Here is a 10300-nt window from a genome sequence, read left to right as displayed (position 1 = left end):
TCGACACATTCATGCAGGCGCTCGACATCTCGCGCGCGACGCTGATCGGCAACTCGCTCGGCGGCCTGATTTCGTGGGACTACGCGGTGCGCCATCGCGAAGCCGTCGAGCGGCTTGTATTGATCGACTCCGCCGGTTTTCCGATGAAGCTGCCGATTTACATCGGCCTCTTCAACAGCGCGCTGGTGCGCGTCAGTTCGCCGTGGTGGCTGCCCGAAGTCATTATCAAGAGCGCGGTGCGCAACGTGTATGGCGATCCGCGCAAGCTCGATGCGGTGACGCTGCGGCGTTACGTTGAATTCTTCCACGGCGAAGGCACGCGCACGGCGATCGGCAAGATGGTGCCGACGCTCGACTTCAAGGACGTCGATACCGACGTGCTGAAGACGCTGAACGTGCCGTCTCTGGTGCTGTGGGGCGCGAAGGATCGCTGGATTCCGCCTGCGCACGCGGCCGAATTTGCAAGCCGTATTCCAGGGGCGAAATCGGTGATGTACCCGGGACTCGGTCACATCCCGATGGAAGAAGCGCCCGAGCGCGTGATGACCGATCTGCGCGCGTTTCTCGGCACGAACGCCGCGGCTGCAGGCGCGTCGAAACGTTCCCCGACGTAAGGAAGCGCCCTCTCTGCATTGTTCATGACCGGCTGTCGCGCCGGCCGGGCGAACGTTTCACGTTAGCCCGGCCGCGCGGTCGACGCACGGCCGTCGCGTGACCATCCCCTTCAACCGCCCCCGAGCAAGCGCAACAGGCTCCAGAGAAACTTGCAGATCATCACGATCAGCTCCCACAGGTGATAGAGCTGTTGCCAGCCTGAAACGCGTGCGAAGGAATCGATCATGGTTGGCGGGTCGGAAAAAGAATGGCTGCGGGCTTGCACGGCGAGTGCACATCATAACGACTGCGGGATACCCCGTATCAAGTCGATTGAAAGTGTGCCGTAAACGCACTGAGAAGGCGCGGCATCCGCACTGGGTGACCGCGCCAATTGACTGCGCCAATCGCGCCATCAAGGAGACGAGCATGACGCGTTTCAGCTTTCGCCGCAGCGGCCGTTCGCAAACGATCGTCGGCGATATCGCCGCGCAAGCTGGCAAATTGGGCATTGAAATCTGCGACGTATCGGGTCACGTCGAAGAAGTTGCCGCACGCGTGCAGCACCAGGCGCAGGTATGCCGCGCGCTGCGCGAGTCCGCCGCGCAGACACTCGCCGGCAATCATCGCATTGCCACTGCCGCGCGCGCGATGCGCAGTGTATCGGCCGACGCCGCGACCAGCGTGCAGGCATCCCAGCAAACGTTGGAAGCGTCGCTGGCCGACATCCACGGGCTGGTGGAAGGCGTGACGGTGATCGAGAGCCAGATCGGCGCGTTGCGCAGCGCGTTGACGCATGTCAGCCGCGTCTCCGAGGAAATTTCGCTGATCGCCCGCCAGACGCATTTGCTGGCGCTGAACGCCGCGATCGAAGCCGCGCGTGCCGGCGACTCCGGTAGAAGTTTCGCGGTGGTGGCGGCCGAGGTGAAGAACCTGTCGGCGAAGACCGCACAGGCCACGGGCCAGATCGAGACGACGCTGGCGCAACTCACGCAACAGACCGAGCAATTGATCAACGAGGGTTCGGTGAACACAGCGCGCGCTCACCGGGTACGCGAAGGCACCCGCAAGATCGGCGACGTCGTGCATGCGACGGGGGATGCGATTACGCAGCTCAACGACGAGGCTGGGCAGATCGCTGCGTTGACCGGTGAGATCGAAACGCAATGCAAAGGGCTCGAGGCGCAGGTGCTGGAGATGGCGAGCGACGTCGAAGATTCGAGCGAGAACTTTGTCCAGGCGAAGGATCGGCTGGGGAATTTGCTCGGCGTGTCCGAGACGCTGATCGAGTTGACGACCGCCACGGGGGTCGAGACTGCGGATACGCGGTTTATTGATGCTGTGCAGCAGGCCGCGGCTACGGTGAGCAAGGTATTCGAAGCGGCGGTTGCTCGGGGCGAAGTGTCGATTGAGGATCTGTTCGATCAACGTTACGCGCCTGTTGCAGGGAGCAATCCGGCTCAGTTCGTTACCCGGTTTACTGCTTTTACTGATCGGGTTTTGCCCGCTATTCAGGAGCCCTTACTCGGGCTTGATCCACGCGTGGCGTTTTGTGCCGCGGTCGATGTGCGCGGGTATCTGCCTACTCACAATCTGAAGTTTTCTTTGCCGCAGCGCGAGGATGTGGTCTGGAATATGGCGAATTGCCGGAATCGGAGGATGTTCGATGACCGGACGGGGATTGCGGCTGCTTCGCATGTTAAGAAATTTTTGCTGCAGACGTATCGGCGCGATATGGGTGGCGGGCAGTTTGTTTTGATGAAGGACGCGTCGGCGCCTGTGTTTGTTGCCGGGCGGCATTGGGGTGGGGTTCGGGTTGGGTATAGGGTTTGATGGGTTTTTTTGCCTGCGCGGCGCTTTGTCTGTGTGCGTGCGGTGTTGGGCTTTTCTGGATCTGGTTGCCTGGGCGGCCCTTAGTGTCTGTTTGCCTGCGGCGTTGGCCTTTCCTTGATTTCTTATTGGTCTATTAGCGTTGCCCCTGTGCGGGGCAGCACTTACTTTCTTTGCCGCCGCAAAGAAAGATAAGCAAAGAAAGCGGCTCACACCGCTAATTTTTAAGCGGGTCCCTCGCGCAGTTGCGGTAGTGGTGCATCTGGAATCCGTGCCCTCGCACCTTCAGCGTCAGTGACAAAGGAATCATCAGCTCCCACTCCGCACTGCGTGCGTCGCGGATGGGCCTGCCAGGGAAACCGTGGGGCTTCGATTACGCGCGGCGGGAGCCATCGGCTTCGCCTCGGCGAAACGCCTCTGCTCGCATGGGCAAACTCATACCTCAAATGAAATGTCAGTGAGTCGCAGTGGCAGTGGCAGTGGCAGTGGCAGTGTTGACGTGGCCGCCGGCCGCGGTTCCGTGACAAACGCGGGAGCCGGAACACAACGGACGGTTTTATGAAATGCCCTTCGGCGCGCGCGGCGCCGCCGGAGGTATGACTGCTTTGTCACCAAGGCCGAATGTGCGAGGGCACAGATTCCAGATGCACCACTGCCCCCTCCGAGCTAGGGGACCCGCTTAAGAATTAGCGGTTGGAGCCGCTTTCTTTTGCCTACTTTTCTTTGCGGCATGCAAAGAAAAGTAGGTGCCTGCCCCGCACAGGGGCGACGCTAATAGTCCAATATCAAATCAAGGAAAGGCCAACGCCGCAGGCAAACAGACAAAGCGCCGCGCAGGCAAAAAAAACCTACACCGCCATTACAGCCCTCTTCCTCTCGGCCCGCTGCATAAAATAATTAGCAGCAACAACCCCAACCGTAACAACAGCAATAAACAACGTAGCCAACGCATTCATCTCAGGATTCAACCCAAGCCGAACGCGAGAGAAAACGACCAACGGCAACGTAGTCGACCCAGGCCCCGACAAAAACGCCGACAACACCAGATCGTCGATAGACAAAGTAAACGACAACAACCACCCAGAAACCAGAGCCTGCGAAATCAACGGCAACGTAATGAAGAAAAACACCTTCAGCGGCGTAGCCCCAAGATCAAGCGCGGCCTCCTCAAGAGAAGGATTCAACTCCTTCACCCGTGACTGCACAATGATGGCCACATAAGAAATACACAACATCACGTGCCCGATCCAGATCGTGAAAATACCACGCCCGGCGGGCCATCCCAACCACTTGGCCATTTCGATGAACAGCAGCAGCAGCGAAATCCCCTGAATCACCTCGGGAATCACCAGCGGCGCATTGATCATCCCGGTATAAAGCGTAAACCCACGAAACCGCCCCATCCGGGCCAAAACAAACCCGGCCCACGTGCCGATGATCACCGACGCAAACGCCGTCAGCAACGCCACGCGCAACGACAACCACGCAGCCGCGATCAACTCGTCATCCTGCAACAACGCCGCATACCAGCGCGTGGAAAACCGCGTCCACACCGTGACCAGTTGCGATTCGTTGAACGAATACACAATCAGACTCACGATCGGAATGTAGAGAAACAAAAACCCAATCCCCAAGGCAATGAACTGAAAAATTCGGTTTGGCTTCATCAGCGTCTTTCCTCCATCGCCTTCGCCTGCGCGTACTGGAAAAACGCCATCGGCACCAATAACAACAACACCATCGCGCACGTCACGGCAGACGCCATCGGCCAATCGGCATTGTCGAAAAACTCATTCCACATCACACGGCCAATCATCAGCGTGTTCGCGCCGCCCAGCAATTCCGGAATCACGTACTCGCCTACCGCCGGAATAAACACCAGCAAACAACCGGCAATGATGCCGTTCTTCGACAGCGGCAAGGTAATCTGCCAGAACGCCCGCCACGGCTTCGCGCCGAGATCGTAAGCGGCTTCCAGCAACGTCATGTCCATCTTCACCAGATGCGCATACAGCGGCATCACGAGAAACGGCAGGTACGAATACACCATGCCGATATAAACCGCGGTGTTCGTGTGGTACAGCTCGATCGGCGTATGGATCAACCCGGTCGACATCAGGAAGTTGTTCAGCAAGCCGTTATTCTTTAGGATGCCGATCCATGCATACACGCGAATCAGAAACGACGTCCAGAACGGTAGCATCACGGCCATCATCAACAGATTGCGGCTCGCCGGATTCGATCGCGCAATGTAGTACGCCATCGGATACCCGATCAGCAAACACAGCAACGTGGATATCGCCGCGACCACCACCGAATTCACATAGGTCGCGAAATACAGGCTGTCGGTCAGCAGAAACGCATAGTGCGACAGGTCCAGCGCGACGTGAACCACACCATCCGTGTACGTGGTCAGTTCCGTATAGGGCGGAATGCCAAGCTGCAAATCGGCAAAGCTGATCTTCACGACCAGCAGGAACGGCACAAGGAAGAACAGCAGCAGCCAGATGAACGGCCCGGCCACCACCGCGGTGCGGCCGTTCAGGTTGAAACGGCGCACCGGCCACGACGCCAGAGAACTGATCGAGCGCTTCATGACGTCAGCACCACACCGGCCGACGCGCTCCAGCGCACATACACTTCGTCGCCCCAGGTGGGCGGGTCGATCTCCGTCAATGCCAGGCTCGTCACGTTGGCAATCACCGTTTTGCCGGCGTCGAGCTTCACGTGATACAGCGAGTAGCCGCCCATGTAAGCGACATTCGTGACAACGCCCTTGCCCCAGTTGTTCGCGCCTTCAGGCGGCTTGCGCGTGAGCGCGATACGCTCGGGCCGCACAGAGATCGTCACCGGCATGCCGAGCGGCCCGGTAATGCCGTGGCTCACGTAGAGACGGACCGGCAGGTCGGGGGTTTCGATGAACACGTGATCGGGTTCGTCTTCGACGACGTTGCCGTCGAACAGATTGGTCGAACCGATGAACTCAGCTGAAAAACGGCAATTCGGATATTCGTACACTTCGTGCGGTGTGCCGAGCTGGATGATCTCGCCTTCACTCATCACGGCAAGACGGTCCGCCATCGTCATCGCCTCTTCCTGGTCGTGCGTCACCATCATGCAGGTCACGCCGACCTTGTCGAGAATGTTGACCAGTTCGATCTGCGTGCGCTGACGGATCTGTTTGTCGAGCGCGGACATCGGCTCGTCGAGCAACAACAGCTTCGGCCGCTTGACGAGCGAGCGCGCGAGCGCCACACGCTGCTGCTGACCGCCGGAGAGCTGATGCGGCTTGCGCTTCGCAAAGCGGCCCATCTGCACGAGATCGAGCGCGTTCTGCACGCGGTCTTTCAGTTCAGATTTCGGCACGCCTTCCTGCTTCAGGCCGAAGGCGACGTTGGCCTCGACCGTCATGTGCGGAAACAGTGCGTACGACTGGAACATCATGTTGACCGGCCGGCGATAAGGCGGCAATTGCGCAAGGTCTTCGCCGTCGATCAGGATCTTGCCCGACGTGATCGATTCGAGGCCGGCCAACATGCGCAACAAGGTCGACTTGCCACAGCCAGAACTGCCAAGCAGCGCGAACAGCTCGCCCTTTTTTACCGACAGGTTGACTCCTTTGACCGCCGCGGTCTCGCCGAACTTTTTCACGATGTCGACGATCTGAACGAAATTCTCTGCGGCGTCGCCCGCTGCGGCGTTCAGGCCCGGGAACGGCGCGGCGGCCCCTGCCAGCGCGCCCGACTGGTCACTACTCATCACAATGCTTTACTCCGGCGTTTGACGAACAAAGCCCCCGGTGGACACCGAGGGCTTCATGATGATACTTACCCGTTCACTCAGGCCGCGGATCAGCGGCCGGACTTGAATTCAGTCCACAGTCGCGTTTGCAGCCGCTGGATTTCCGGCGGCAGCGGCTTCAACAGGAACAGCGTCTTGATGACGTCAGGCGGCGGGTACACGGCCGGGTCGTTTGCCACGTCCTTGTCCACATACTTGCGCGCTTCGAGGTTGGCGCTCGGATAGTAGACGGCGTTGGTGATCGCGGCGTGAACCTGCGGCGTTTCGATGTAGTTGATCCACTCGAGCGCGGCTTCCTTGTTCTTCGCGTCTTTCGGAATCGCCATCACGTCGAACCACACCGGCGCACCGCCCTTCGGAATGTAGTACTCGACCTTGAACGGCTTCTTCGCCTCGACCGCGCGATGCTTGGCGATCACGACGTCGCCCGACCAGCCGTACGCGAAGCACACGTCGCCGCCGACCAGGTCATTGATGTAGCCCGACGAGTTGAACTGCGTGATGTACGGGCGGATCTTCTTCATCATCTCGAGCGCGGCGCGATAGTCGGCCGGGTTCGTGCTCATCGGATCCTTGCCGATGTAGTGAAGCGCGGCGGCAAACATCTGGTCCGGCGCGTCGAGCACGGACACGCCGCACGCTTTCAGCTTCGAGATGTTTTCCGGCTTGAAGAGGATGTCCCAGTTGTCGAGCGGCACGTTCTTGCCGAGGATCTGCTGGACCTTGGTGACGTTGTAGCCGAGGCCGGTCGTGCCGTATGCCCAGGGCACCGTGTACTTGTTGCCCGGATCGGCGCCGGCCACGAGGGCCATCAGCGAGGGATCGAGATACTTCAGGTTCGGCAGTTTCGATTTGTCGAGCGGCGCGAAGATGCCCGCAGCGATCTGCTTGCCGGCGTAATTGCTGGTCGGCACGACGATGTCGTAACCGGAATTACCGGTCAGGAGCTTGGCTTGCAGCGTGTCGTCGCTGTCGTAGTTGTCGTATTTGACCTGGACGCCAGTCTGCTTGGTGAAGTTCGGAATCGTGTCCTTGGCGATGTAATCGGACCAGTTATACACGTTCAGCTGCGTATCTTTCGCAGCGGCCGTCAACCACGGTGTCGCGCACAAGATCAGCGCTGCCACTTGCCCCACTACCCGTCTTTTCATCCCGTTCTCCGATCCTGGCCGGCCCAAGCCGACCGTCTTCGCCCACGCCGCGGCATACCGCACGCGGCTCCCCTGAAAAACCGAAAACTACCATTAATTATTGCGCGCACCAAAAAAAATGCCAGGCTGTCGCGCAAACGGTACAGCGTAAGCCGTGCCGCTACAAAATGGGCGCAATTTTAGCGGGTTATCGGCGCGTGTCTACCCGAAAAAAACACCAGTGGCAGCCTCAGTGTTATCTCGTTGTCAAGTTGCTGCGGTCTCGCCATGGGTACGTCGCTTACGAGCGCGTGCAGTCTGAATGAAGTGGTTTTGTAAGCATTTCCCGAGCATCTCGCTGTTGCGGGACGAAGGCGGCAGAGGATACGGCCAATCGTGCATGCATCTGTGCCACGGTGAGCGCGACGCCGGGCCACGATCGCCGCATCGGTTAACATAGCGCAACTCCGCTTCTCCGCCCCAAGGTTTCCGATGGCTTCGAATCTCCACGATCTTCCCGACAGCCCGTGCATCGGCGTCTGTTCCACGCTTTTTGACGAGGTCTGCAAAGGCTGCGGCCGCACCGCCACCGAGGTGTCCAACTGGGTGTTCCTGAGCGACGAGGAAAAGCGCGCCGTCTGGGTACGCATCGAGCAGGACGGCACTGCAATGCGCTTCAAGAACGACAAGCTGTAGCCTCCTCGCGCCACGGCCACCCGCATCGGCCCGACTGCTGGAGGACCCGTCTCCCGATTGGGATTGTGATTGCAAAAAAACGCCGGAGAGTCCGGCGTTTTTGCATGACGAGCGCGGATTCTCCCGCGCGGCAATCAGAACCGCATACCGACACCCAAACCGACCACCACCGGATCGATATTCAGCCTGCCGAGCGGCTGACCACCGAGCGTTGCGTCGGTGTGCATCCAGATCTTCTTGATGTCCGCATTGACGAACAGCGACTTGGTCACCTGCACGTCCACACCTGCCTGCAATGCGGGGCCAAAGCTGTGGTTAGTGATCGAAATCGGCTGACCACCGGCGTTCAAGCCGTTGTTATAGAACAACGTGTAGTTCAGACCCGCACCGACGTACGGACGGATACGACCTGCGTGGTTGAAGTGATATTGCAACAACAGTGTGGGCGGTAACACGTTCACGCCGCCAAGGTTGCCGAGGCTCGACGTCAGCTGATGGCGCGACGTGCCGAGAATCAGCTCGACGCCGAGGTAATCGCGGATCATGTAGGTCAGATCCAGCTCCGGCACGATGGCGTTGTTGACGCCCACGTTGAGCGCCGACAGCGACTGGTTGGTTTTCACGTCCGGCATGATGCTGATGGCGCGCAGACGCACCAGTACGTCGCCGGCGTGAATGCCGCTCATCAGGTCGTCGCCGGCAACCTGAGCCTGAGCTTGCGAAGCCAGCGCGCCAGCGCCTAGCAGGCACGACGCGACGGCGGCGGCCTTGATTCTGTTCCTGAGTGAGTGCTTCATGTGCTTCCCCGAGTGTTGTTTGCGTGCGGGGATTGTCGAAGGTCCCGTGCGGCTTCACGTTGACCCGTATCAACCAGGCGAGAACGCCCATCGCCCTGCGACAGCGGGTCGCGTCGCGCCGGTCAGCAGCAGTTCGATCAGGTCGTGGACGCTGCGAATGGCCGTGCCGAACGGCAAGGCTTCGCGGCCGCGAAAGAACAGCCCATTGGCCACGTCGCCGCGCAATGCGGCGGCGAGCCGCGTGTCGATACAGAAGTGGCCGAACTTCTCGACACCGTCGCGCCAACCACAGACGCTGAGGCATTCGAGCGCGGTCGGACAGGCATGTTTGAGCGCACCGATCTTCTCGCGGATTTTCGTTTCGTGACGCAGATAGCGCATCAGCCACGGCGTTTTCACGGCGCGCGCGGGCAGCCCCGTGACGCTGACGAATTCGACGATGTCGTCGGGCGTCGCTTCGGCCAGCACGCGTTTGAAGTTCGGATGCGCGTCGCCTTCCTCGGTGACGGCGAACGGTGTGCCGAGCTGTACGCCGCCGGCACCCGCGCTCAGCAACTCGCGCACGGCTTCGTGACTATTGATGCCGCCCGCGACGATCAAGGGCACGTCCTTGCGACTCAATCCGAGCGACGTGAATACCGCATCGAGTTCCTCCAGTACACGCAGGAAATCGAAGCGCGGGTCTTGCATGTCCGCGAGGTTGGTCACGCCGAGATGGCCGCCTGCGTGGGCCGGGTGTTCGATCACGACGGCGTCGGGCAAACGGCCCTTCTTCATCCACTTCTTCAGCACCAGTGCGACGCCGCGGCTATCCGACAGGATTGGGATCAGCGCGATGTCGTGGCCCTGGGTCATGTCCGGCAAATCGAGCGGCAGGCCCGCGCCCATGACGATCGCATCGGCGCGGTTCTCGCAGGCGACGCGCACGTAATCTGCTTGTGCGTTGACGGCCTTCATCACGTTGACCGCGATCATGCCGCGGCCTTCGCTGAGTGCTTTGGCGGCGTGGATTTCACGGGCCAGCGCGGTGAGGTTCGCCTGTTCGAGCGTGGCCCGATCCGGGGATTGCCGGCAGAGTTCGATCAGATCCTGATGATGATGGCACAGGTCGATGCTGGCGATGGTGCCGAGTGCGCCCTCGCGGGCGACGCTGCCTGCCAGCCGGTGGGCCGAGATGCCGACGCCCATGCCGCCTTGTACGATCGGAAGCAGCGAGCGGCCACGGATGACGAGCGGTGGGAAAGAGTGAGAGGTGAGCATTGACGACCCGATGGGTGGACTATCGAAGCGGTGATAATCGGTCGTCGGGCACGGCGTGCGTTGCTTTGGGTCAATGAGCCGGTTTGCCGGTCTGGTTTTGAGTCTGGTTAGTTGATGTTGGTCACTTCACCGTAAGATTTATGGATCTTCCGTCACGACGCTTGCGGGTCCGCAGATCCGTGGGCCCGCCGC

General features: G+C 60.1%; 9 protein-coding genes. 3 read left to right on the top strand and 6 right to left on the bottom strand.

Annotated features, from left to right (window positions below):
* Together GNZ12_RS36305 and GNZ12_RS36300 are read left to right on the top strand one after the other, a co-directional pair.
* A partial coding sequence (locus GNZ12_RS36305) for an alpha/beta fold hydrolase (protein ID WP_172316815.1) occupies positions 1–614 on the top strand: 614 nt, incomplete at its 5' end.
* A 409-nt stretch (positions 615–1023) separates the two neighbouring features.
* Entirely contained in the window at positions 1024–2427 is a 1404-nt protein-coding gene (locus tag GNZ12_RS36300) for a methyl-accepting chemotaxis protein (RefSeq protein WP_172314702.1), read from the top strand.
* Between the two features lie 845 nt (positions 2428–3272).
* Here the strand turns inward: GNZ12_RS36300 and GNZ12_RS36295 are convergent.
* The 4 genes from GNZ12_RS36295 to GNZ12_RS36280 form a co-directional block, all read right to left on the bottom strand.
* Positions 3273–4091, bottom strand: coding sequence for an ABC transporter permease subunit (locus GNZ12_RS36295; protein WP_172316066.1), 819 nt, complete (start codon positions 4089–4091; stop codon positions 3273–3275).
* Positions 4091–5020, bottom strand: a complete 930-nt coding sequence (locus GNZ12_RS36290) for an ABC transporter permease subunit (RefSeq protein WP_172316065.1) — start codon at positions 5018–5020, stop codon at positions 4091–4093. The genes GNZ12_RS36295 and GNZ12_RS36290 overlap by 1 nt, the downstream gene beginning before the upstream one ends.
* Positions 5017–6183: an ABC transporter ATP-binding protein gene (locus GNZ12_RS36285; protein ID WP_172316813.1), complete on the bottom strand. Its 1167-nt coding sequence runs from the start codon at positions 6181–6183 to the stop codon at positions 5017–5019. Before GNZ12_RS36285 ends, GNZ12_RS36290 begins: the two co-directional genes overlap by 4 nt.
* Before the next feature lie 92 nt (positions 6184–6275).
* The gene (locus tag GNZ12_RS36280; RefSeq protein WP_074283357.1) at positions 6276–7376 is read right to left on the bottom strand and encodes a polyamine ABC transporter substrate-binding protein; all 1101 of its coding nucleotides are present in this window, start codon (positions 7374–7376) and stop codon (positions 6276–6278) included.
* A 471-nt stretch (positions 7377–7847) separates the two neighbouring features.
* Between GNZ12_RS36280 and GNZ12_RS36275 the strand changes: the two genes are divergently transcribed.
* The gene (locus GNZ12_RS36275; RefSeq protein ID WP_028199276.1) at positions 7848–8051 is read left to right on the top strand and encodes a DUF1289 domain-containing protein; all 204 of its coding nucleotides are present in this window, start codon (positions 7848–7850) and stop codon (positions 8049–8051) included.
* Positions 8052–8185: 134 nt separating this feature from the next.
* Here the strand turns inward: GNZ12_RS36275 and GNZ12_RS36270 are convergent, their stop codons facing one another.
* Both GNZ12_RS36270 and GNZ12_RS36265 read right to left on the bottom strand, forming a co-directional pair.
* Positions 8186–8848 (bottom strand): OmpW/AlkL family protein, encoded by a 663-nt coding sequence (locus GNZ12_RS36270; RefSeq protein WP_172316811.1) that lies wholly within the window; start codon positions 8846–8848, stop codon positions 8186–8188.
* A 69-nt stretch (positions 8849–8917) separates the two neighbouring features.
* The gene (locus tag GNZ12_RS36265) at positions 8918–10108 is read right to left on the bottom strand and encodes an NAD(P)H-dependent flavin oxidoreductase (RefSeq protein WP_172316809.1); all 1191 of its coding nucleotides are present in this window, start codon (positions 10106–10108) and stop codon (positions 8918–8920) included.
* Between the last annotated feature and the right edge of the window lie 192 nt (positions 10109–10300).

Source organism: Paraburkholderia solitsugae (assembly GCF_013177695.1).
GTDB lineage: Bacteria > Pseudomonadota > Gammaproteobacteria > Burkholderiales > Burkholderiaceae > Paraburkholderia > Paraburkholderia solitsugae.
The sequence above is the reverse complement of the archived record's forward strand: the minus strand, read 5'-3'. Positions and strand labels throughout refer to the sequence as shown.